This is a genomic window from Lentzea flaviverrucosa (assembly GCF_003350445.1).
GTDB classification, from domain to species: domain Bacteria; phylum Actinomycetota; class Actinomycetes; order Mycobacteriales; family Pseudonocardiaceae; genus Lentzea; species Lentzea californiensis.
Genome location: NZ_QQAU01000004.1, coordinates 232,771 through 253,493, shown reverse-complemented (window position 1 = coordinate 253,493; position 20,723 = coordinate 232,771). Strand labels below are relative to the sequence as shown.

The 20,723-nt window shown below is 69.1% G+C and carries 24 protein-coding genes; 16 read left to right on the top strand and 8 right to left on the bottom strand.

Annotated features, from left to right (window positions below; translation table 11 throughout):
• Window positions 1–5: 5 nt before the first annotated feature.
• Both DFR72_RS14840 and DFR72_RS14835 read left to right on the top strand, forming a co-directional pair.
• Complete coding sequence (locus DFR72_RS14840) at window positions 6–434, top strand: hypothetical protein (protein WP_090065580.1); 429 nt, start codon at window positions 6–8, stop codon at window positions 432–434.
• A complete protein-coding gene (locus DFR72_RS14835; RefSeq protein WP_143086706.1) occupies window positions 431–964 on the top strand; it encodes a hypothetical protein in 534 nt (177 codons plus the stop codon). The genes DFR72_RS14840 and DFR72_RS14835 overlap by 4 nt, the downstream gene beginning before the upstream one ends.
• Window positions 965–969: 5 nt before the next feature.
• Here the strand turns inward: DFR72_RS14835 and DFR72_RS14830 are convergent, their stop codons facing one another.
• A complete protein-coding gene (locus tag DFR72_RS14830) occupies window positions 970–1,944 on the bottom strand; it encodes a DMT family transporter (protein ID WP_090065582.1) in 975 nt (324 codons plus the stop codon).
• A gap of 47 nt (window positions 1,945–1,991) precedes the next feature.
• Between DFR72_RS14830 and pdxR the strand changes: the two genes are divergently transcribed.
• Entirely contained in the window at window positions 1,992–3,341 is a 1,350-nt protein-coding gene (pdxR, locus tag DFR72_RS14825) for a MocR-like pyridoxine biosynthesis transcription factor PdxR (protein ID WP_090065583.1), read from the top strand.
• Here pdxR and DFR72_RS45535 read toward each other — a convergent pair.
• The gene (locus DFR72_RS45535; RefSeq protein WP_170176273.1) at window positions 3,338–3,475 is read right to left on the bottom strand and encodes a hypothetical protein; all 138 of its coding nucleotides are present in this window, start codon (window positions 3,473–3,475) and stop codon (window positions 3,338–3,340) included. The genes pdxR and DFR72_RS45535 overlap by 4 nt on opposite strands.
• Before the next feature lie 90 nt (window positions 3,476–3,565).
• On the opposite strand from DFR72_RS45535, the gene DFR72_RS14820 reads away from it, so the two are divergent.
• The 6 genes from DFR72_RS14820 (at window position 3,566) to DFR72_RS14800 (ending at window position 9,627) form a co-directional block, all read left to right on the top strand.
• On the top strand, window positions 3,566–5,095 hold the full coding sequence (locus DFR72_RS14820; RefSeq protein WP_090065584.1) for an ATP-dependent DNA ligase: 1,530 nt from the start codon (window positions 3,566–3,568) through the stop codon (window positions 5,093–5,095).
• Window positions 5,096–5,147: 52 nt separating this feature from the next.
• Window positions 5,148–5,927: a GNAT family N-acetyltransferase gene (locus tag DFR72_RS14815; protein ID WP_090065585.1), complete on the top strand. Its 780-nt coding sequence runs from the start codon at window positions 5,148–5,150 to the stop codon at window positions 5,925–5,927.
• A 364-nt stretch (window positions 5,928–6,291) separates the two neighbouring features.
• The gene (locus DFR72_RS47485) at window positions 6,292–6,414 is read left to right on the top strand and encodes a hypothetical protein (RefSeq protein WP_256239010.1); all 123 of its coding nucleotides are present in this window, start codon (window positions 6,292–6,294) and stop codon (window positions 6,412–6,414) included.
• 48 nt (window positions 6,415–6,462) lie between these two features.
• A complete protein-coding gene (locus tag DFR72_RS14810) occupies window positions 6,463–7,902 on the top strand; it encodes a GuaB1 family IMP dehydrogenase-related protein (RefSeq protein WP_090065586.1) in 1,440 nt (479 codons plus the stop codon).
• A 4-nt stretch (window positions 7,903–7,906) separates the two neighbouring features.
• The gene (locus DFR72_RS14805; RefSeq protein WP_090065587.1) at window positions 7,907–8,860 is read left to right on the top strand and encodes an ABC transporter ATP-binding protein; all 954 of its coding nucleotides are present in this window, start codon (window positions 7,907–7,909) and stop codon (window positions 8,858–8,860) included.
• Window positions 8,857–9,627, top strand: coding sequence for an ABC transporter permease (locus DFR72_RS14800; protein WP_090065588.1), 771 nt, complete (start codon window positions 8,857–8,859; stop codon window positions 9,625–9,627). Before DFR72_RS14805 ends, DFR72_RS14800 begins: the two co-directional genes overlap by 4 nt.
• Before the next feature lie 60 nt (window positions 9,628–9,687).
• Here DFR72_RS14800 and phoH2 read toward each other — a convergent pair whose 3' ends face one another.
• Both phoH2 and DFR72_RS14790 read right to left on the bottom strand, forming a co-directional pair.
• Entirely contained in the window at window positions 9,688–10,992 is a 1,305-nt protein-coding gene (gene phoH2 / locus DFR72_RS14795) for an RNA 5'-3' helicase PhoH2 (RefSeq protein ID WP_372511259.1), read from the bottom strand.
• Window positions 10,993–11,380: 388 nt separating this feature from the next.
• Complete coding sequence (locus tag DFR72_RS14790; protein ID WP_090065590.1) at window positions 11,381–12,631, bottom strand: DUF885 domain-containing protein; 1,251 nt, start codon at window positions 12,629–12,631, stop codon at window positions 11,381–11,383.
• Window positions 12,632–12,856: 225 nt separating this feature from the next.
• Between DFR72_RS14790 and DFR72_RS14785 the strand changes: the two genes are divergently transcribed.
• Entirely contained in the window at window positions 12,857–13,150 is a 294-nt protein-coding gene (locus DFR72_RS14785) for a hypothetical protein (RefSeq protein WP_245982949.1), read from the top strand.
• A 94-nt stretch (window positions 13,151–13,244) separates the two neighbouring features.
• Window positions 13,245–13,517 carry a hypothetical protein gene (locus tag DFR72_RS14780; protein WP_090065592.1) on the top strand — a complete coding sequence of 91 codons (273 nt, stop codon included), beginning with the start codon at window positions 13,245–13,247 and terminating at the stop codon, window positions 13,515–13,517.
• A 55-nt stretch (window positions 13,518–13,572) separates the two neighbouring features.
• Here the strand turns inward: DFR72_RS14780 and DFR72_RS14775 are convergent, their stop codons facing one another.
• On the bottom strand, window positions 13,573–14,355 hold the full coding sequence (locus DFR72_RS14775) for an isoprenyl transferase (protein WP_090065593.1): 783 nt from the start codon (window positions 14,353–14,355) through the stop codon (window positions 13,573–13,575).
• A 77-nt stretch (window positions 14,356–14,432) separates the two neighbouring features.
• On the opposite strand from DFR72_RS14775, the gene trhA reads away from it, so the two are divergent.
• A complete protein-coding gene (gene trhA, locus DFR72_RS14770; protein WP_090065594.1) occupies window positions 14,433–15,104 on the top strand; it encodes a PAQR family membrane homeostasis protein TrhA in 672 nt (223 codons plus the stop codon).
• 112 nt (window positions 15,105–15,216) lie between these two features.
• Here the strand turns inward: trhA and DFR72_RS45530 are convergent, their stop codons facing one another.
• Both DFR72_RS45530 and DFR72_RS14765 read right to left on the bottom strand, forming a co-directional pair.
• Complete coding sequence (locus DFR72_RS45530) at window positions 15,217–15,387, bottom strand: hypothetical protein (protein WP_170176272.1); 171 nt, start codon at window positions 15,385–15,387, stop codon at window positions 15,217–15,219.
• Between the two features lie 63 nt (window positions 15,388–15,450).
• A complete protein-coding gene (locus DFR72_RS14765; RefSeq protein WP_090065595.1) occupies window positions 15,451–16,845 on the bottom strand; it encodes a class II fumarate hydratase in 1,395 nt (464 codons plus the stop codon).
• Window positions 16,846–16,908: 63 nt separating this feature from the next.
• On the opposite strand from DFR72_RS14765, the gene DFR72_RS14760 reads away from it, so the two are divergent.
• Window positions 16,909–17,877, top strand: coding sequence for an NAD(P)/FAD-dependent oxidoreductase (locus DFR72_RS14760; protein ID WP_090065596.1), 969 nt, complete (start codon window positions 16,909–16,911; stop codon window positions 17,875–17,877).
• A gap of 19 nt (window positions 17,878–17,896) precedes the next feature.
• On the opposite strand, the gene DFR72_RS14755 is transcribed toward DFR72_RS14760, so the two are convergent.
• A complete protein-coding gene (locus tag DFR72_RS14755) occupies window positions 17,897–18,358 on the bottom strand; it encodes an Lrp/AsnC family transcriptional regulator (RefSeq protein WP_090065597.1) in 462 nt (153 codons plus the stop codon).
• Between the two features lie 109 nt (window positions 18,359–18,467).
• Here DFR72_RS14755 and DFR72_RS14750 point away from each other — a divergent pair, with 109 nt between their 5' ends.
• The 3 genes from DFR72_RS14750 to DFR72_RS14740 are packed head-to-tail and all read left to right on the top strand — an operon-like array spanning window position 18,468 to window position 20,694.
• Window positions 18,468–19,451: a Glu/Leu/Phe/Val dehydrogenase dimerization domain-containing protein gene (locus tag DFR72_RS14750; RefSeq protein ID WP_090065598.1), complete on the top strand. Its 984-nt coding sequence runs from the start codon at window positions 18,468–18,470 to the stop codon at window positions 19,449–19,451.
• Window positions 19,452–19,508: 57 nt separating this feature from the next.
• Entirely contained in the window at window positions 19,509–20,255 is a 747-nt protein-coding gene (locus DFR72_RS14745) for a hypothetical protein (RefSeq protein ID WP_090065599.1), read from the top strand.
• Between the two features lie 10 nt (window positions 20,256–20,265).
• A complete protein-coding gene (locus tag DFR72_RS14740; RefSeq protein ID WP_090065600.1) occupies window positions 20,266–20,694 on the top strand; it encodes a hypothetical protein in 429 nt (142 codons plus the stop codon).
• Window positions 20,695–20,723 lie beyond the last annotated feature (29 nt).

Here is a 20,723-nt window from a genome sequence, read left to right as displayed (position 1 = left end):
TGCGCGTGGATCTGACGTCGGTCGCGGCAGCGGTCGTCCGGGGCGAGCCGGGCGCGTTCGAAACGTTCGTCAACGAGGCCCAGGGCCGCTCGTCCGACGAGATCGGCGGCGGCCCTGGTGTTGTCCGCGTCGGCCTGCCGCACCGCGAGCGCCTTCTGGCTGCCGCGCCCGCTGACTCGTGGCTGTACGGCCTGCTGATGGTGGTGGACCTCGAACCGCCGCTGGAGTCGTGGGTGGAGACGGCGTCCGTGGGCCCGGACCTCGAACCCATCCCGTTGTTCGAGGGCCGCCGGGTCGTCGTGCTGGACCCGCCGCCGTACCTGCGGTCGTGGAACGCTGGCCGCATCTACCCGATGATGACGCCTCTCGTCGACGTTGCTCGCGTGCTGCCCGCTGACGAAGCCTCTCCGTGGTCGGAGAAGGTCAGTTCGTGAGCTTTTCCAGTGACACGAGGAAAGTTCTCGACGACTCCCTTCCGTTGGGTCGTCGCGTCACGGCGTTGTGCTACTGCCTGGAGCGCTACAGCCCGATCGGCTTCCACGCGTCGTTGAGCTTTCTTCGGTTCGTGGCAGGTGACTTCACTCGTGACCCGGCCGCGTTGCCGAGAGCGATGGAACTGCTGACCTCCAGTTACACCGCCTGGCAGGCCGAACTTCGTGCCTACGCCGTGCTTCGCCGTCATGCCAAGCGGTTGGGGTACCGCAGGCCGCACCCGTCCGCGCCCAACCCGAACCAGCCGTCGCACTGGTACGGCGCACCGCGTGAGGGAGCCCTTCACGCCGTGTGGGTCTGGTACTCGAAGGGCGACTCCGCGGACGTCGACGTGCACAGCCTCGCCGTTGCGCTGCTGGAGCGAGGGCGGTTCACGGCAGAGCAGCGGGAGATCTTCGACCGGGTCTGTGCCCAGCCCGGCAACTCCCGGGCGATCGTCCGGCAGATGGCGGTCGTGGTCGCCAAATCCTGACACCGTTACGGCGCAACAACTTCGGCCGGAGTGTCAGACCCGTTCGCTATTGTTGATTTTGGGGGTACCCGGCCCGCGTCGTGTGTGTGGTGGGCGCCCGCTGCGTCGTGTGTCCCCTCGACGTCGTGTGTTCCCTCTGCATCGTGCGTTCCCGACGGTTCGTGCGTTCCGCGCCGGAGCCCGATGACGCACCCGAGTGCGACCGTGGTGACGCCGATGACGGACACGAGAGAGAGTTCCTGCGCGCCCAGCAGCACGGAGGTCGCCAGGCCGGACACCGGCATCAGGCCGATGAGCACGCCCGCGCGGTCGGAGCCCAGGCGGTTCACGGCGAAGTACCAGAGCCCGAAGGCCAGCGCGGTCACCACCACGGCCAGCAGCGCGAGCGAGAAGCCCTGCCGGGCGTTCGGCATCTGCCAGCCGCCGAAGAACGTGCCGAGCACGGCGCCGATCACCGTCGCCAAGATGCACGTCCAGGTCGCCACGCCGAGCACGCCAAGGCGCCGTACGACTCCCACGGCGAACAAGGTGAAGCAGACCTCACCGGCCATCGTGGTCAACGCCAGCGCAAGGCCAGGACCGTGCCACGAGCCGCCGCCGGACAACAGCACGATGCCTGCCGCCACCACTACGGCGCCCACCATGGCGGATGCGGTTCGTTGGCGCGAGAGCAGCGCCAGTGCGATGGGCGCACCGCCCATGACGGCGGCGACGAAGCCCGGTTCCGCGTACTGCTGGGCGGCGATGAGCACGGCGTTGAAGCCGAGCATGCCCGTGACGACCACCCCGAGCAACGGCGGAACGTCACGCCACGCGGGCATCGGCAAACGGCGTGCCACCAGCAGCAACACGGCCGCGCCGAGGGCGTAGCGCATTGCCTGTCCGGTCAGGACCGGGTAGCCGTCCAGCATTCCCGTGATCGGCACCGAAGCGCCGACGATCGTTGCCGCTGTCGCTCCCGCGGCCACCCCAAGTTTCATGCTTCAGAGCCTTGCGTCGAACTGGTCCAGGTTTAAGCTCCACTTCAATGACCACGAACTGGACCACTTTTCGCGAACTACTGCTGCCGGAGCACCAGCGGCGTCGCGGAGTGGAGGCCGAACTGCGCCGGGCCGTCCGGGACGGGCGGCTCCTGCCCGGCACTCGGCTGCCGTCGAGCCGCGACCTGGCCGCGCAACTCGGGGTGGCGCGCGGCACGGTGACGTCGGCGTACACGCAGCTCGTCGCGGAGGGCTACCTCACGACGCGGCGCGGATCGGGGACGACGGTCGCGAGCCTCGGGCCGGCCGGCGCGTGCGGCGTGCCCGAGCCGCCGCAGCGGTGGCGGTACAACCTGCGGCCCGGCCTGCCCGCACTGGGCGCGTTCCCCCGAGCCGAGTGGGTGGCGGCTCATCGGGCGGCGCTCGCCGAGCTCCCCGACGACGACCTCGCCTACCCCGACCCTGCCGGTTTTCTGGGACTGCGCAAGGAGATCGTCGACTACCTCGCCCGCGTCCGGGCCGTGGTCGCGAAGGACGCGGTGATCACCAACGGCGCGGCGGACGGCTTGCAGCTCACCGCCAGGATGCTGAACGGCAGCATCGCGATCGAGGAACCCAGCCACTTCGGCGGCGAAGACCTGCTGCGCTCGCACGGCCTCGTCACCGTGCCGGTTCCGGTGGACGACAAGGGCATCCGCGTCGACCTTCTGTCCAAAACGGACTGCAAAGCGGTGCTGGTCACTGCGGCGCACCAGTTTCCGCTGGGCATGGTGCTGCATCCCGAACGGCGGCGGGCGCTCGTCGAGTGGGCGCGCGAGCGGGACGCGTTGATCATCGAGGACGACTACGACGCCGAACACCGGTACGACCGGCCGGCCCTGGGGGCGTTGCAGGCCCTCGCGCCCGAACACGTGGTGTACCAAGGCACGACGAGCAAGGTGCTGGCGCCCGCGTTGCGCCTCGGATGGCTCGTGGTGCCCGAACGTCTGCGCGAAGGCATCGTGCAACGCAAGCAGTACAACGACATGGGCACCGGCACGATCCCGCAGGCCGCGTTCGCGCACCTGTTGCGGACGGGCGGCTACGACCGGCATCTACGCCGTACGCGCGCGCTCTACCGGAAGAGGCGGGACGCGCTGCTGGAGGCCGTTGCGGAGCATCTGCCCACATGGCAGCCCATCGGCGTCGCAGCCGGGTTGCACGTCGTGCTGCGCATGCCCGACGGGACGGACGACCTCGCGTTGAAGAGCAGGCTTGCCGAGCGTGGCGTGCACGTCTGGGCGTTGGCGCAGTACACGCGCACGCCCATGTGGCCCGGTCTGGTGCTCGGTTACGCGTCGCTGACCCCTGACCGCCTGCGTGAGGCGGTCAGGGAGATCGCCGACGTCTTCGCTTAGAGGATGTGCTCGCGCTGGGCGCTCACGTCGGCGTCAGAGCCGAGGATGTGCTCGCGGTCCCCGGTGGCGGGACCGGCGAAGGACGTGACGGCGACGGCCGCGAAGAGCAGGGCGGCAGCGATGAATGCACGCATGGTGCGGTAAACCCCCAGGTAGAACGGTTGACCCGGTCAGCCTAACCCGAGCCTCCAGAAATTGTCAGTGCTCGGGTGCACCATAGAACCGTGCTCCTCTCCGAAGTGGTCGACACGTCAGCCGCGGTGGCGGCGACCCGGTCACGCCTGGCCAAGGTCAAGGCGTTGTCCGCGTTGCTGCACGCGGCGACGGCGGACGTGGTGGTCGCGGTGGTGTCGTTCCTCATAGGCACGCCGCGGCAGGGGCGCATCGGCGCGGGCTGGCGGACTGTTCTCGACCTGTCCGTGCCACCCGCCGCCCACGCCGAACTGACGATCGCCGAGGTCGACGCCGCGCTGGCCGAGGTGGCGGCGACGTCCGGCAAGGGCTCGGCGCAGCGCCGGGCCGGCCTGCTCACTGCACTGTTCGCGCGGTCGACCGAGGCGGAGCAGGACTTCTTACGCAGGTTGCTCACCGGCGAGCTCCGCCAGGGCGCGCTGGAGGGCGTGATGCTGGACGCGATCGCGTCAGCCGCGGACGTGCCGGGCGAGACGGTGCGGCGAGCGTTCATGCTGTCCGGCCGGCTGCCGGAGACCGCGGTGGCCGCGCTGGAGGGCGGCGCACCCGTGCTGGAGGCGTTCCGGCTGGAGGTCGGGCGCCCCCTGCGTCCCATGCTGGCGTCACCGGCGGAGTCGTTGGACGAGGCACTGGTCGAGCTCGGCAGCTGCGTGGTCGAGCACAAGCTCGACGGTGCGCGCATCCAGGTGCACCGCTCAGGCGACGAGGTCCACATCTACACGCGCACGTTGCGCGAGATCACCAAGACGGTGCCGGAGCTGGTCGAGCTCGTCCGCGGCCTGCCGTGCGCGTCGGTGGTGCTCGACGGCGAGACGCTGGCGCTGACCGACGAGGGCAGACCCCGCCCTTTCCAGGAGACGATGAGCAGGTTCGGCGCGCAGGACGAACGTGAGCTGCTGCTGCACCCGTACTTCTTCGACTGCCTGCACCTCGACGGCAAGGACCTGCTCGACGAGCCGCTGCGCGACCGCCTCGCCGCACTGAGGCAGGTGGCGGGCGAGCACGTCATCCCGGGCGTGCTGGACCCGTCGCCGGAGGAAGCGGCGGCCGTCGTCACTGCGTCGCTCGCAGCAGGCCACGAGGGCGTGATGGTGAAGTCGCTGGCCTCGCCCTACGCGGCAGGCCGCCGAGGCAGCGCCTGGCAGAAGGTGAAGCCGGTGCACACGCTCGACCTGGTCGTGCTCGGCGTCGAGTGGGGCAGCGGCCGCCGCCGAGGCTGGCTGTCGAACCTGCACCTGGGCGCCCGCGACCCGGACGGCGGCCCGCCGGTGATGGTCGGCAAGACCTTCAAGGGCCTCACCGACGAGCTGCTGAAGTGGCAGACCAAAGCACTGCAGGAGATCGTCACCGAACAGAACGACTGGGTCGTCATGGTCCGCCCGGAGCTGGTGATCGAGATCGAACTGGACGGCGTGCAGGTCTCCCCGCGCTACCCAGGCGGCGTGGCGCTGCGGTTCGCCCGCGTCGTCCGCTACCGCCCGGACAAGGACCCGTCGGAAGCGACCACGATCGAGGAGGTGAGGGCACTCCTGCCCACCGCACAACCGAACCCCAAGGGCTGACGCCCCGAAAATCGAGTGCGCACCAGCAGCGCCTGTCAATACCGTCAGGCCAGTGACCGCTGCCGCGCTGCTCAGCGCGTTCGACGACCAAGCCCGCCCAGCCGAGTGGACGATCCTCGACCCCGGAGCCGAGGTGCACCGCGACGGCCCGGTGTTCCGGGTGCACTGGCCACGCCGGCGAGGCTTCGTCGGCGGCCCGCCCGACCTGGGCGTCACCGGCCCCGAACTGGACGAGCTGATCGCCCGCCAACGCGACTTCTTCACCGCACGCGACCAGGGCGTCGAGTGGAAGACGTGGAGCCACGACACCCCCACCGACCTGCCCGAACGGCTGGTCGCGGCCGGCTTCGAGTCGGAAGGCCGGGAAACCGTGCTGATCGGCCTCGCCGAGGAGATGACCGCACCGGTGCAACTGGACGGAATCGTCATCCGGGAGGCCGTGGACGAGGCCGACGTGCACAGCCTGGCCGCCACCGCCACCGAGGTGTTCGGCCGCGAGCACAGCTGGCTCGTCGACCGCCTGATGGAGAAGAAGGACGACCCGAACGTCATCGCGGTGATCGCGGAGGCAGATGGAAAGGTCGTCTCGTCCTCGCGCATCGAGATCGTGCCCGGCACGGAGTTCGCGGGCCTGTGGGGCGGCGGCACCCTCGCCGAGTGGCGAGGCAAGGGCATCTACCGCGCGCTCGTTGCACACCGCGCCCGCCTCGCCGTCGAGCGCGGCATCAAGTACCTCCAGGTCGACGCGACCGAGGACAGCCGGCCGATCCTGGAGCGGCTCGGGTTCGTGGCGGTCACCACGACGACCGGGTACGCGTGGAACCCGAGCTGACGCTCACACGCACTGAAAGCCCACAGTTCGCTGGAACCCGCCGCTCGCGAACCGGCGATTCCGGGGGCGGCGCGCGCATTTCGGTCAAGATCTCGAGTTGTCCCCAGATCGCGAAGCTTTGACCTGCGGAAACGTGTGGCTGGATAAGCTGTGGATAGCGGGGAACCGAAACCGAATTCCAATCGTTCCGCAAGGTAAGGAAGCGCGGGGGCGGGGCGGAGCGGTCAGGCACGGGGCTGCTGTGTCCGAGGTCGCCGAGCTGGGATCTCCGAGTCCGTCCGATTCGGACTGCGTCGCCAGGTGAGTCCGGACAGCCGGTTCGGTCGCATCCGGGTCGTGAGAACCGGGTCGTGAGAACCGGGCCGTGAGAACCGGCTGCAGGCTCATCGAATCGGGCTTCGGTGCCGGACCAGGGCGTGAGGTGACGCGGATCGCGAGCCGGGCCAGGGCGTGGAGCAGGGCGGACGCGGACCGCAAGCCGACGTGACGTCCGCGTAGCTGCCCAAGCGAGACGCTGCGGGTATCGTGGAAGCACGTGCGGTTCATCGAAGGGCATCGACCCTCTTACGACCTGACCTACGACGACGTGTTCCTCGTCCCCGGCCGAAGCGCCGTGGAGTCGCGGTTCGGCGTCGACCTCTCCACTTCGGACGGTACCGGGGCCACGATCCCGATCGTCGTCGCCAACATGACGGCCGTGGCCGGGCGGCGGATGGCGGAGACCATCGCGCGGCGTGGCGGGCTTGTCGTCATCCCGCAGGACGTGCCCACCGAAGCCGTCGCCGAGATCATCGCCTGGGTCAAGGAGCGGCATCCCGTCTGGGACACGCCGTTGACGCTCACCACGGGTGATGCGGTTGCGGACGCGTGGAACCTGTTGCACAAGCGGGCGCATGGGGCCGTTGTCGTCGTGGACGACGGTGGGCGGCCCCTTGGCGTTGTCGACGAGGCGGCGCTCACCGGGGTTGACCGGTTCGCGCGGCTTGGCGACGTGATGAACACCGACGTGTTGAAGCTGTCGCTCGACTCGCGGCCTCAGGACGTGTTCGACGAGCTCCACCACAGCGCGCACAAGATCGCGTTGGGTGTGGACGAGGCGATGAGGCTTCGTGGTGTGCTGACGGAGCTGACCGCGTTGAGGGCCGAGGTCTACAAGCCCGCCACTGACGACGACGGCAAGTTGCGGGTCGCGGCTGCTGTCGGGGTCAACGGGGATGTGCGGGCCAAGGCCGAGGCGTTGATCAAGGCCGGGGTCGACGTGCTGGTCGTGGACACGGCGCACGGGCACCAGGAGAAGATGCTCGCGGCGCTCAAGGCCCTCAAGGAAGCCAACCCGGGTGTGCCGGTCGCGGCGGGCAACGTCGTCACCGCGCAGGGCGTCCGGGATCTGGTCGAGGCCGGCGCGGACATCATCAAGGTCGGTGTCGGGCCCGGCGCGATGTGCACCACGCGGATGATGACCGGGGTGGGGCGGCCGCAGTTCAGCGCCGTGGCGGAGTGCGCCGCGGAGGCTCGGAAGCTCGGCAAGCACGTGTGGGCCGACGGTGGTGTGCGGCATCCGCGGGACGTGGCGCTGGCGTTGGCCGCCGGGGCCAGCAGCGTGATGGTCGGGAGCTGGTTCGCCGGCACGTACGAGTCGCCCGGGGACCTGCAGCGGGACGAGCGCGGGAACCTCTACAAAGAATCCTTCGGAATGGCGTCGAAGCGTGCTGTCACGGCGCGGACGCGTAGTGACAACGCGTTCGACCGGGCCAAGAAGGGGCTGTTCGAAGAGGGCATCTCCACTTCGAAGATGAAGCTGGACCCGGTGCGCCCGAGCGTGGAGGACCTGCTCGATGCGATAACGTCCGGCGTTCGCTCGGCCTGCACGTATGCCGGTGCGAACTCGCTGGAGGAATTCCACGACAAGGCTGTGCTCGGCATCCAGTCCGCCGCTGGATTCGCGGAAGGAAGGCCGTTGCCAGGGGGATGGTGAACTAGTGGACGAAGCGGTCTCGGTAAGAGATCTCCGCAAAGTCTATAAAACGGGCCAAAAACCCGCGGTGGACGGATTGAGTTTCGACGTCCGCCGGGGTGAGGTCTTCGGGTTGCTCGGGCCCAACGGCGCGGGCAAGACGACCACGGTCGGTGTCCTCACCACGCGCGTCCGCCCCACCTCGGGGCAGGCGCTCGTGGAGGGCGTCGACGTGGTGACCGACTCCAAGCGCGCACGGCAGCTGCTCGCCGTCGTGCCGCAGCGCAACAACCTCGACCGGTCTCTCAACGCGCGGCAGAACCTCCTGTTCCACGCGGCCTACCACGGCATCGGGCCGAAGGAACGGCAGAAGCTCGCCGACGACATCCTCGAGCGGATGGGCCTCAAGGACCACCAGAACGCGCTCGTCGACACGTTGTCCGGCGGTCAGGCGCAACGGCTGATGATCGCCCGCGCCCTGATGCACCGGCCGAAGGTGCTGTTCCTCGACGAACCGAGCACCGGCCTCGACCCGCAGGCCAGGCTCTTCGTGCACGAGCGCGTCGCCGCACTGCACGCGGACGGCGTCACGGTCGTGCTCACCACGCACGACATGGACGAGGCCACGAAGCTGTGCGACCGGGTCGGCATCGTCGACCACGGCAAGCTGCTTACGCTGGACGCGCCGGACGAGCTCACGAAGACCCTGCCCGGCAGCAACACGGTCAGCGTCACGGTGAGCCCGAACGGCCACGACATCGCCAAGATCACCCAAGCTCTGTCCGAAGTGGACGGCGCCCAGCGCGTCGAGGAGCTCAACGGCACGTACCGCGTCTACACCGACGCAGACACCTCGGTCACGCTGCCGGCGGTGCTGAACGTCCTGCGGGACCTCGACGTCACGGTCAGCGACGTCGCGATCGGCAAGCCCAGCCTGGAAGACGTCTTCATCCACCTGACCGGCAGGGAGCTCCGGTGAGCCAACTCAGGACGTTCCAGGCGATCCTGTGGCGCGACGTCTTCGTCACGGGCCGCGAACTGCCGAGCTTCCTCGCGCAGGTGATCATCCAGCCGTTCTTCATCCTCTTCATCTTCGCGAAGGTGCTGGGGGACATCGGGTACGTCCAGGACGACTTCGCGCAGGTGCTGTTACCCGGCATCATCGCGATGAACGGGTTCCTGGGCGCGTTGCAGAACACGACGCTCCCGCTGGTGCTGGACTTCTCCTGGACGCGCGAGATCGAGGACCGGCTGCTCGCGCCGATCTCCATCCCGCTCGTCGCGGTGGAGAAGATCGTGTTCGGCGCGGTCCGCGGGTTCTTCGCGGCCGTGCTGATGGTGCCCGTCGGGTTCGTGATGCTCGACGTGTCGTGGCAGTGGTCGGGAATCCCGGGCGCACTGCTGGTGATCGTCCTCGGATGTCTCGCCGGCGGCAGCGTCGGCCTCGTCATCGGCACGTCGGTGCCCGCGCGCCGGGTCAACGTGATGTTCGCGGTGATCCTCACCCCGATCCTGTTCACGGGTTCCGCGCAGTTCCCGTGGCGGTCGCTGAGCGACGACCTGCTGTGGTTCAAGGTGGTCTGCGCGCTCAACCCGCTGACTTACGTGAGCGAGGGCATGCGCGCGGAGCTCGTGCCGGACGTCCCGCACATCCCGTTGCCGATCGTGCTGGTCGTGCTCGTCGTCGCGATCGCGGGCTTCGGCGGACTCGGTCTGCGCGGCTTCATGAAGCGCGCGCTCGACTAGACCCGCACAGGAAAACGGCCCCGCGCAACGAAAGCTGCGCGGGGCCGTTTCACATCACTGCTACGAGGCGTAGTCCTCCAGCATCTCGGTGACGAGGGCCGCGATCGGCGAACGCTCCGAGCGCGTCAGGGTGACGTGGGCGAAGAGCGGGTGGCCCTTCAGCTTCTCGATCACCGCCGCCACGCCGTCGTGCCGGCCGACCCGCAGGTTGTCGCGCTGCGCCACGTCGTGCGTCAGCACCACCCGCGAGTTGCTGCCCAGACGCGACAGCACGGTCAGCAACACGTTGCGCTCCAACGACTGCGCCTCGTCCACGATCACGAAGGAGTCGTGCAGCGAGCGGCCGCGGATGTGGGTGAGGGGCAGGACCTCTAGCATGCCCCTGTCCATCACCTCTTCCACGACCGCCTGGCTCACCAGCGCGCCGAGGGTGTCGAACACCGCCTGCGCCCACGGCCCCATCTTCTCGTTCTCGCTACCCGGCAGGTAGCCGAGCTCCTGGCCACCGACCGCGTACAACGGCCGGAACACCACGACCTTGCGGTGCTGCCTGCGTTCCATCACCGCTTCGAGACCGGCGCACAGCGCCAGTGCCGATTTTCCGGTGCCGGCACGCCCGCCCAGCGAGACGATGCCGACCTCCGAGTCCAGCAGCAGGTCCAGGGCGATCCGCTGTTCGGCGGACCTCCCGTGCAGTCCGAACGCCTCCCGATCTCCGCGCACCAGCTTGATCTGCTTGTCCGCGGTCACCCGGCCCAGAGCGCTCGAGGTACCCGCCAGCAACCGGATTCCGGTGTGGCAGGGCAGTTCCGCGATGTGCTCCAGGTCCTCGTACTGGGTGGGGTCGACGACGTTCTCCTTGAACAGGCTGTCCACCATGGACTGGGGGACGTCCAGATCGGACATCCCCGTCCAGCCTGACAGGGTGACGTCGTGTGCCCGGTACTCCTCCGCCTGCAGGCCGACCGATCCGGCCTTGACCCGCAGGGGCATGTCCTTGGTCACCAGGGTGACGTTGCGTCCCTCAGCAGCGAGGTTGAGGGAGCAGGCGAGGATTCGGGCGTCGTTGGAGTCCGTTCGGAAACCTGATGGCAACACCTCCTGGTCGGAGTGGTTGAGCTCGACGTGCAAGGTGCCTCCCAGATCCCCGATGGGGATCGGCGAATCGAGGCGACCATGCCGCAAGCGCAGGTCGTCGAGCAGTCGCAGTGCTTCCCTCGCGAACCAGCCCAGTTCGGGGTGGTGGCGCTTGCCCTCCAGCTCGCTGATCACCACGAGCGGGAGCACGACCTCGTGCTCCGCGAAACGGGTGGCGGCGAGAGGATCGGACAGCAGTACCGACGTGTCCAGCACATATGTCGTGATGGCTGGGGCGGCGGACTTGCGCCGGGAGGAAGAACTGCGCGATGAGCCTGAGGAACGGCTCGCGGGACGTCGTGCGTTCACGGCAACTCCCTCACGAACGCGGCACCCGCGTCCGCTCCTCGCTGGGCCAGGCACCACCCTGATTGATCGTCCCGCCGTCCGCCGGTGTGGCGTCAGGCAGGTCGACCACGAGGGCCGGGTGCCGGCCCCCTCGCGACGTTGTCTGCCACGATCAGAGCCTCCCTGCGCGGTCCGCAGTGGTCGCGTCCCGCCGCTTTCGAAGTTACCTGCGGAAGTGCCCCATCTGCACGAAGCCACACAGGTGAATCCCGAGTTGTCATCTGCCCGAAAACATCCCGAAACGTGACCGCAGCCGTGTTTCCGCTGGTCACATGCTGTTCTCGTGGGTGTTGCGCGCCAACCACGACAAGCCGTCCCTGACCTGGGATTCGAGTGAATTCGGCACGAGGGGCTCGTCGAGAAGTCTCAGATAGCGGGAGTCGAGCGATTCGCCGGGCGCCCGGACGTCGAGCCAGGCCCGTACGAGACGCACCCCTTCGACGTAAGTCGTGGTGTACGCGCGCCACAGCGGATCGGCCAGGAAGCGGACCATCTGCCGTGCGCGACGCTCTGGAACTAGCAGCCACCTGCGCAGATGCGCAACCACGTCATCCTGGTCCGCACCTCGATCGTGTAGCAGCAGAGCGGCGTCCTGCCGGACCGTGAGCAGGCCCGATGCCGCCGCCTCGACCTTTTCGGACAGTTCGCCGTCCATTCGCAACCCCAGGTCGCGGAAGATCTGCTCCGTCCACAAGCCCCAGCCAGGCCCGACGGCGGCGTGCAGGCCGAGGTCCGCCATGCCCTCGGCCATCAGGCACTGCGGAGTGTTGATCAGGAAGATCGACTGCTCCGCGTGGCCGCGCTTGGCGACCAGGCCCGACTCCTTCCGGCAGTGCTCGGTGTGGTGGCCCGGGTAGGACTCGTGGGCGACCAGGTGCGGCAGGTTCGCCATCCGGTGACCCATGTCGGCGTTGATCGCGACCCTGCTGCGGTAGCCGCCCAGGTAGTAGTTGAAGCCGCTCCACGGCTTGTTGGTGACGACCCGGTACTCCACGATCTCCTGCTCGGGCAGCGCGTACTTCTGGCGCACCCGGTCCCTCAGCGCGCTCGACAGGGCCTGCACGGCGCCCTGGAGCCTGCGTGCGGGCACCTCGTCGGCCGCGCGGAAGGCCGTGAGGCGGTCCGCGAGCGAACCCGGCCCGGCGAGCGCCACGTCGAGGTTGCGGTGGGCCTGCGCGTACGCGTCCTCGTCGCCGGGGCGGATGCGGACCTGGAAGTACCGCTCGACCTCGTCGACGAACGAGATGCGCTCGCCGTCGAGCCTGCGGGCCGTGCACTCCAACGCCCGCAGGTGCGCGTCGAGGAACTGTTTGCGCTGCTCAGTGAGGTCACTGCCGGGGATCTCCCGGCGCAGCGACCGCGCGTGGTCGCCCAGTGCCCTCGGGTGCAGGCGCGGCTCGTTGTCGACGGCGCGGCTCAGGGCCGGGTCGCCGGTGAACGAGTCGACGAACCCGGACACCAGGCGCCCGAGCCGCAGCCCCAGCACCAGATATCCGCGCACCAGCTCGTTGGCGTCCATGAGTCGGAGAGCTTAAGGCGTCTACCACAGCGCCTTACTCGCGACCGAATCGTGAAACGACGACCACCTGATCGGGGAATGTCGTTGATCTTGACGTCACACAATGGGGCTAATGGGCGCATCAAGCTGAACGGGCGCGGGTAACTTTCGCACGAGGACCCCAAGTCCGGAGATCCCCGAAGACTCCGGAAATGACGGGGATGACCCGACATGAAGGAGAATGACGTGAAGAGGACTTTCGCAGTGGTCGCCGCCGCTGCTGCTCTGTCGCTCGCGTTCGCCCCGGCAGCCATGGCGGGAGGGGACGACGATCACCACCACCACTACCACGGCTTCCACCAGACCAACGGCTCGCTCCTGAGCGTGCTGAACGGCAACAACGTCAACGCCGTTCTCGGCGTCTGCGGCAACAACGTCGGCGTGCTGGGTGCTGCGGTGCCGATCAACTCCCCGAGCATCACCGACACCTGCGCTGCCGGCGGCATCGTGGACGGCGACGACGTGAACGTCGACGGCTGATTTTCGCTCGCAGTTGATTCATGGTCCAGGGACGTCATTTCAGGGCGTCCCTGGGCTCTTTCTGATATTTAGTACCTGTCTACAAGGAGAAGAAATGCTGAAGAAGGCGTGTGTCGCCACGGTCGCTGCGGCTGGCCTCATGATGTTCGGCGCCACCGGGATGGCGTCCGCGGCACCTGACTTCCACCAGACCAACGGCTCGGTGCTGAGCGTGCTGAACGGCAACAACGTCAACGCCGTTGTCGGCGCCTGCGGCAACAACGTCGGCGTGCTGGGTGCTGCGGTGCCGATCAACTCCCCGAGCCTCACCGAGACCTGCGCCGCGGGCGGCGTCGTGGACGGCGACGACGTCAACGTCGAGGGCTGACGTTCTCGGTCCGAAGGGGCGCTCACCTCGCGGTGGGCGCCCCTTCGGCGTTGCGTCAGCTGCCGTAACGGCGGTGGCGCTTGGCGTACTCGCGCATGGCCCGCAGGAAGTCGGTGCGCCGGAAACCGGGCCAGTAGGCCTCGCAGAACCAGAACTCCGAGTGCGCCGACTGCCAGAGCATGAAGCCGGAGAGCCGCTGCTCACCCGACGTGCGGATGATCAGGTCGGGGTCGGGCTGCCCGGACGTGTAGAGGTGCTCCGCGATGTGGTCGACGTCGAGCACCTCGGCGAGTTCCTCGATGGTGCCGCCGCGCTCGGCGTGCGCCTGCAGGAGCTTCCGGACGGCGTCCGCGATCTCCTGCCGCCCGCCGTACGCGACGGCGACGTTGACCTGGATGCCCGTGCGGTTCCTCGTGCGGGCCGCGGCGTTCGTGAGGCGCTCGGCGTGCTCCTTGGGCAGCATGTCGATGGCGCCGACGTGCCGGACGCGCCACGGCTTGCCGTCCCCGGCCAGCTCGTCGGTGATGTCCGCGATGATGTCGAGCAACGGCGCGAGCTCGTCGTTGTCGCGGTTGAGGTTGTCGGTGCTCAGCATCCAGAGGGTGACGACCTCGACATCGGCGTCAGCGCACCAGTCGAGCAGTTCGAGGATCTTGCGCGCGCCGGCCCTGTGCCCGTGCGCGACATCGGTGAAGCCGGCTTCCCTGGCCCACCTGCGGTTGCCGTCGAGGACCACGCCGACGTGCTTGGGCGCCTGTGGCGTCGTGCTCAGTTCGCGGCGGAGAATCCACTCGTAGAGGTGGATAGCGACGTCTTTCACACGGGTGCGGAGTGCCACGTCCGAACAGCGTACGCCGTGCAAGGTTCATCACTGAGTACTGGTCGGAAACCTACGGTCGCGTAACCTAGGACCTCGTGACCAATGCGACCGTTCCTCCCCAGCCCGGACTGCGGCCGCGCCTGCGTGGATGGCTGCACTTCTGGTCGTTCATCGCCTCGGTGGCGACAGGCGCGACGTTGATCGCTCTCGCGGCGTCCACGGTGTCCGCGCGTGCTGCCCTGGCAACCTCCGTCTACGGCCTGACCGTCCTGGGCCTCTTCGGCGTCTCGGCGCTGTACCACCGCGTGACGTGGACGTCCGACCGCGTGCGCACGTGGATGAAGCGCATGGACCACTCGATGATCTTCGTGTTCATCGCCGGCACCTACACGCCGTTCGCGCTGCTGGCGATGAATCCCGGCACCGGACGCGTCGTGCTGACCGTGGTGTGGGTCGGCGCGATCCTCGGTGTCACGTTGAAGCTGGCCTGGCCGCACGCGCCGCGGTGGCTCGGGGTGCCGATCTACATCGCTCTCGGGTGGGTCGCGATCTTCGTGCTGCCCGAGCTGCTGCACCACGCCGGGGTTGCCGCCCTCGTGCTGCTGCTGGTGGGCGGGGCGCTCTACACGGTCGGCGCGGTGTTCTACGCGACCCGGTGGCCCAACCCCTGGCCGCAGGTGTTCGGGTACCACGAGTTCTTCCACGCCGCGACCGTGGTGGCGGCGATCTGCCACTACATCGCGATTTGGCTCGCGATGTACTCCTGACGCGGGGCCGGTGCCAGGCCGTGCGCTGGGTGAGCGACGAACCTCGGCCGGGTGTGGTGGAAGTTCAGCTCACCGACGCTGACGGCGCCGTCTGGAGCTTCGTCGAGAAGTTCTACGTCTTCGACGCCGACGACGACGCGTGGCTCGACGCGGTGCATCCGTTCGAGGTCGAGGTGGGCTGCGAGATCTTCTCCCGCCACGCCGACGCGAGTGGGCGGGACCTGGTCACCGTCTCGACTCGGCCCTCGTACGTCGCGACGGCGGGCGGTCGCGACCAGTTCACGGTAACGCCGAGTCAGCTCGTTCGAGCCCGGTGCCGGGAAGCCCCGGCACCGGAACCCCGACCTCAGCGGCCGCCGCGGGCCATGTGCAGCACGTCGAGCGCCGCGTCCAGCTGTTCCTCGGTGAGCTTGCCCGGCACGTGGCCGCGTTCCAGCACCACCTCGCGGATCGTCTTGCGTTCCTTCAGCGACTGCTTGGCGATCGACGCCGCCTCCTCGTAGCCGATGAAGCGGTTCAGCGGCGTGACGATGGACGGGGACGACTCGGCGTACTCGCTCATCCGCGCCACCTGCGGTTCGGTGCCCGCGAGGACCTTGTCCGCCAGGAGTCTTGCCACGGCGGCCAGCAGGCGGGACGACTCCAGGACGTTGCGGGCGATGACCGGCAGCATCACGTTCAGCTGGAAGTTGCCCTGCGAGCCGGCGAACGCGACGGTGGCGTCGTTGCCGATGACCTGCGCCACGACCATCATCGTGGCTTCGGAGATCACCGGGTTGACCTTGCCCGGCATGATCGAGCTGCCCGGCTGGAGGTCGGGCAGTGCCAGTTCGCCGAGGCCGGTGCGGGGGCCCGAGCCCAGCCAGCGGAGGTCGTTGGCGATCTTGAACAGTGCCACGGCCGACGCGCGGAGCTGGCCGGAGATCTCGACCACGCCGTCCTGGGTGGCCTGGGCCTCGAAGTGGTCGCGGGCCTCCACCAGCGGCAGGTCGGTGGTCTTGGCCAGTTCTGCCGCGACCGCCGCGCCGAAGCCCTCGGGGGCGTTCAGGCCGCTGCCCACCGCGGTGCCGCCGATCGGCAGTTCCGCCAGGCGCGGGACAGAGGACCGCAGGCGCTCCACGGAGTAGCGGACCTGGGCCGCCCAGGCGCCCGCCTCCTGGCCCAGGGTGATCGGGACGGCGTCCATGAGGTGCGTGCGGCCCGACTTGACCAGGTCCGCCCATTCGAGAGCGCGTGACTCCAGGACGCCCAGGAGGTGCTCGAGCGACGGGATCACGTCGGTCACCACGGCCTCGGTGGCGGCCACTCGCAGGGTCGTCGGGAACGTGTCGTTGGACGACTGCGAGGCGTTGACGTGGTCGTTCGGGTGCACGTCGCTGCCCAGTGCACGGGTGGCGAGGGTGGCGATGACCTCGTTGGCGTTCATGTTCGAGGACGTGCCGGAACCCGTCTGGAAGACGTCGACCGGGAAGTGGGCGTCCCACTGGCCGGCGGCCACCTCGTCGGCCGCCGCGGCGATGGCGTCGGCGAGGTCCGCGTCGAGAACGCCGAGGCGGGCGTTGACCCGGGCCGCCGCTGCCTTGAGCAGGCCCAGGGCTCTGATCTGGGCGCGTTCCAGGCCTCGACCGGAAATCGGGAAGTTCTCCACCGCGCGTTGTGTTTGGGCGCGCCACAATGCGTCGACCGGCACGCGGACCTCACCCATCGTGTCGTGCTCGACGCGGTACTCCTGTTCAGACATACCTCCGAGTCTCTATCGTCGATCACAGCACTGCCACCCACCACTGGCAGAAGGGCACCACTCATGGAGCGTGACGTCGACCTCCTCATCGTGGGAGCTGGTCCCACGGGGTTGTTCGCCGCTTACTACGCAGGCTTCCGGGAAATGAACGTCGCAGTGGTCGACGCTCTGCCAGAACCGGGTGGCCAGGTCACGGCGATGTATCCGGAGAAGATGATTTTCGACGTGGCCGGGTTCCCCGCCGTGCGGGGACGTGACCTCGTCAACGGGCTGGTGGAGCAGGCCGCGCAGTTCAAGCCGACCTACCTGCTCGGCCAGCAGGCACGCACCTGCGAGTCCACTGAGGACGGTCTGCGGGTCGGGCTCGCGGACGGTTCCTCGATCACCACCAAGGCCGTGCTGATCACGGCCGGCATGGGCGAGTTCAACCCGCGTCCGCTGCCCGCCGGCGACGGCTGGCTGGGCCGCGGCATGGTGCACTTCGTGCCGGTGCTGGCCGAACACGCCGGGCAGCACGTGGTGATCGTGGGCGGTGGCGACTCGGCGTTCGACTGGGCGCTGGCGCTGCACCCGATCGCCGCGAGCGTCAAGATCGTCCACCGCAGGGCCAACTTCCGCGCGCACGCGGCCACCGTGCGGCAGGTGCGCGAGCTCGGCGTGGAGATCATCACCGACGCCGAGGTGCTGGCGTTGCGCGGCGAACCACTGTCCGAAGTGGACGTCAAGGTCAAGGGTGGCGACGCGCGGACGTTGCCCGCGCAGGCGGTCGTGGCCGCCCTCGGCTTCACCGCGGACCTCGGGCCGATCGAGTCGTGGGGACTCGAGCTCGACCACCGCGCCGTGCTCGTCGACTCCACGATGAAGACCAAGCTGGACAGGATCTACGCGGCGGGCGACGTCGCGCAGTACCCCGGCAAGGTCAAGCTCATCGCGACCGGGTTCGGGGAGGCGGCGACCGCGGTGAACAACATCGCGGTGGCCCTCAACCCCTCGGCGCACCTGTTCCCGGGGCATTCGAGCGACGGCAGCTGACACGCGCGCCGGGGGTCTGTCAGGCCCCCGGCAGCGGCGCCGGGTCGTGCTTCGCCAGGTGCTGGAAGATGATCGACGTGCGGAAGCCGACGATCTCCTTGCGCTGACTCAGCCTGTCGACCAGGAACGCGTGCAGGCGGTCGTTGTCCTGGGCGCTCACGTGGATCACGAAGTCGTCGCTGCCCGCCATCACGAACACCGCCGTCACCTCGGGAAGGCCCGCGGCGAAGGCCTTGAAGGCGTCGATCACGGTGCGGCTCAGCGGGCGGACCTGCACCGACACCAGCGCCTGCACGCCCCGGTTCAGCGCGGACGGCGCGATGTCGGCGTGGTAGCCGCGGATCACGCCCCGCTCGCGCAGCAGCCGGGTGCGCTCCAGGCACGTCGACGGCGCGACGCCCACCTTGCGGGCGATGTCGCGGTTCGACTGCCGGGCATCGCGCTGCAGTTCGCGCACGATCGCCGAATCAAGTTCATCCATCGCGCTCCCCAGGCCGTCGAGCCGAACAACGTTCGGCGGCGCGCATCAACCGTTGCCCTTCACCCTAACTTCGAGGTCGATACCTGACCGATGTTCGGGAGGAACGCAGATGTGGGAGCACGAACGACTCGTCGTCCGCACCGGGAAGCGCTCTGGGATGACCACCATGGTCGCCCTGCACTCGACCGAGGCGGGACCGGCGGTCGGCGGGTGCCGGATGAAGCCGTACGCGCGGATCACCGACGCCGTCACGGACGTGCTGCGGTTGTCGAGGGCGATGACGCTGAAGTGCGAGGCGGCCGGGATTCCGCACGGGGGAGCCAAGAGCGTGATCGTGGTGGACCGCGAACTCACGCCGGAACGCAGGCGCGCCGTGCTGCTCGACCACGCGGACCTGATCAACGAGTTCGGCGGCTCCTACCGCGCAGGGCCGGACGTCGGGACCGGACCGGCCGACATGCTGGTGCTCAGGGAGCTCACGCCGCACGCCTACTGCCTGCCCGAGGAGAACGGCGGCACGGGATCGTCGAGCGGGCCGACGGCGCGGGGAGTGCTGGCGGCGTTGAGGGCGGCCGCGCGGCACACCTTCGGCACGCCGGACCTCACCGGCAGGAAGGTCGTGATCAGCGGGTTCGGGTCGGTGGGGGAGCTGATCGCGAGAGGGCTCGAAGGCGCGGACATCACGGTGTCCGATGTGGACGGCAGCAGGCGGACGGGCGAGTTCGGCTGGGTGCACCCGGACGAGGCGTACGAGGTCGAGGCGGACGTGCTGGTGCCCGCCGCGGTGGGCGGGGTGCTGAGCCCGGAGACGGTGGCACGGCTGGATGTCCGGCTGGTCGTGGGGCCGGCCAACAACCAGCTCACCGACGACGGGGTGGCCGCGCTGCTGCGGGAGCGCGGCATCGTGTGGGTGCCCGACCACGTGGCGAGCGCCGGCGGGGTGATCTACACGCTGGCCAGGGAGGACGACGGGGTGGACCACGAGACCGCGCTGAAGCGGGTCGACGCCATCGAGGCGACGGTCGAGAGGCTCCTCGCGCGTCAGCGAGACGACAGCGGGACGTCGGTGCCCGTCGCTAACATGGGCATCTGAACGCACTGGGTTGCGCGTGTCAGGGGGACGCGCACCGACGCAACCCTGGGGGATCTCGTGATTCACGTCTACTGGGCTGAGATGGTGCCGGGCATCCCGTGGTGGGCCGGGCCCGTCGCGCGCCGGCCGCGCGCGGTGTACTGGCAGCCGTTGTCCGACCTCGTCGAGCGGCGGGTCAACGCCTCGACCAGCACGTCGGGCTGGGGTTCCGACGTGCTGGTCGAGCTGACGGTGCCGGACCTGCTGAGCCCGGACGTCGCGGTGCTACCTGGGTTCGCCGTCGCGCAGCTCGCGTTGCCGGAGGCGCTCAACCGGTCGCGGGACGTCGAGCTGGTCGTCGCGGCGCTGGAGGACGGGGTGCACGCGACGGTCGAACGGGTCGCGCGGCGGCTCGGGGTGCCGTACGCGCGGACGAAGGCCGAGCCCGCGAGCCTGGAGCACCCGTTGCGGCTGAGCGCGCTGGCCGGGCGGTTCGGTGGGACGATCGCGCTCGTGGCGCCGCACGCGCGCCTGGACGAGTTCGTGGCCACGCTGAACGCGGCCGAGGTCGAGTGGGAGGGGTACGAGGGCTGGCGGATCGTGCGGGCGAACGACGAGCCCGCCGGGCGGCCGGTGTCCGATGTGGACTTCAGCGCGGTGGACGTGCCCGTGCTGCTCGACGACCTGTCCGCCGACCCCGGGACGGCCCTGGTCGTGGCCGGCAAGGAACTCGAACGGCTCACGGGGTGGTTGCCGAACGGTCTCGCCGCCCGCGTCTCGGTGATGGGACGCGATGATGGGTGCTGGTGGGCGGCTGTCGGCTGAGGAGAGCGGAATGACCCGGTGGAAGACGATCGCGGTGCTCGCCGCGGTCACCGTGCTCGGCGGATGCTCCTCGGAGCACACCTGGGCCGCGAAACTCACGCCGACCGGGCTGCCGCAGTTCGTCGACGCCGGCTGCGGTGGGCCGGGCGTCAGGGCCATGTGGGTCCAGGCCGGCGAGAAGGAGGTCTGGCGGATCGGGTTCGCGCAGCCGGCGGAGGTCCGCGAGCTCACCGTGGGCCAGAAACCAGGCGGTGCCGAGGAGGAGGTCGCCTGGCAGCGGCCGGACGGTGCCGAACCGCTCCGGCTGTCCGTGCAACTCCACGACGGCAGCACGCCCGTCGTGGAGTTCACGCTCGACGGCCTGAAGGACGGCAAGGTCAGCTACGACGGCGACTACCTCACCGCGGACGACTTCGCGAAGAAGCGCGCGACCTGCTAGAAGGCCCGACCGGGAGCCGGTCAGGCCTT

Coding starts and splice junctions, on each gene's coding strand:
- DFR72_RS14760 (WP_090065596.1), top strand. CDS start 16,909: ATGGAGCGTGACGTCGACCTCCTCATCGTGGGAGCTGGTCCCACGGGG.
- DFR72_RS45535 (WP_170176273.1), bottom strand. CDS start 3,475: ATGCGTGCATTCATCGCTGCCGCCCTGCTCTTCGCGGCCGTCGCCGTC.
- pdxR (WP_090065583.1), top strand. CDS start 1,992: ATGACCACGAACTGGACCACTTTTCGCGAACTACTGCTGCCGGAGCAC.
- DFR72_RS14780 (WP_090065592.1), top strand. CDS start 13,245: ATGCTGAAGAAGGCGTGTGTCGCCACGGTCGCTGCGGCTGGCCTCATG.
- DFR72_RS14765 (WP_090065595.1), bottom strand. CDS start 16,845: ATGTCTGAACAGGAGTACCGCGTCGAGCACGACACGATGGGTGAGGTC.
- DFR72_RS14740 (WP_090065600.1), top strand. CDS start 20,266: ATGACCCGGTGGAAGACGATCGCGGTGCTCGCCGCGGTCACCGTGCTC.
- DFR72_RS14830 (WP_090065582.1), bottom strand. CDS start 1,944: ATGAAACTTGGGGTGGCCGCGGGAGCGACAGCGGCAACGATCGTCGGC.
- DFR72_RS14790 (WP_090065590.1), bottom strand. CDS start 12,631: ATGGACGCCAACGAGCTGGTGCGCGGATATCTGGTGCTGGGGCTGCGG.
- DFR72_RS14755 (WP_090065597.1), bottom strand. CDS start 18,358: ATGGATGAACTTGATTCGGCGATCGTGCGCGAACTGCAGCGCGATGCC.
- DFR72_RS14750 (WP_090065598.1), top strand. CDS start 18,468: ATGTGGGAGCACGAACGACTCGTCGTCCGCACCGGGAAGCGCTCTGGG.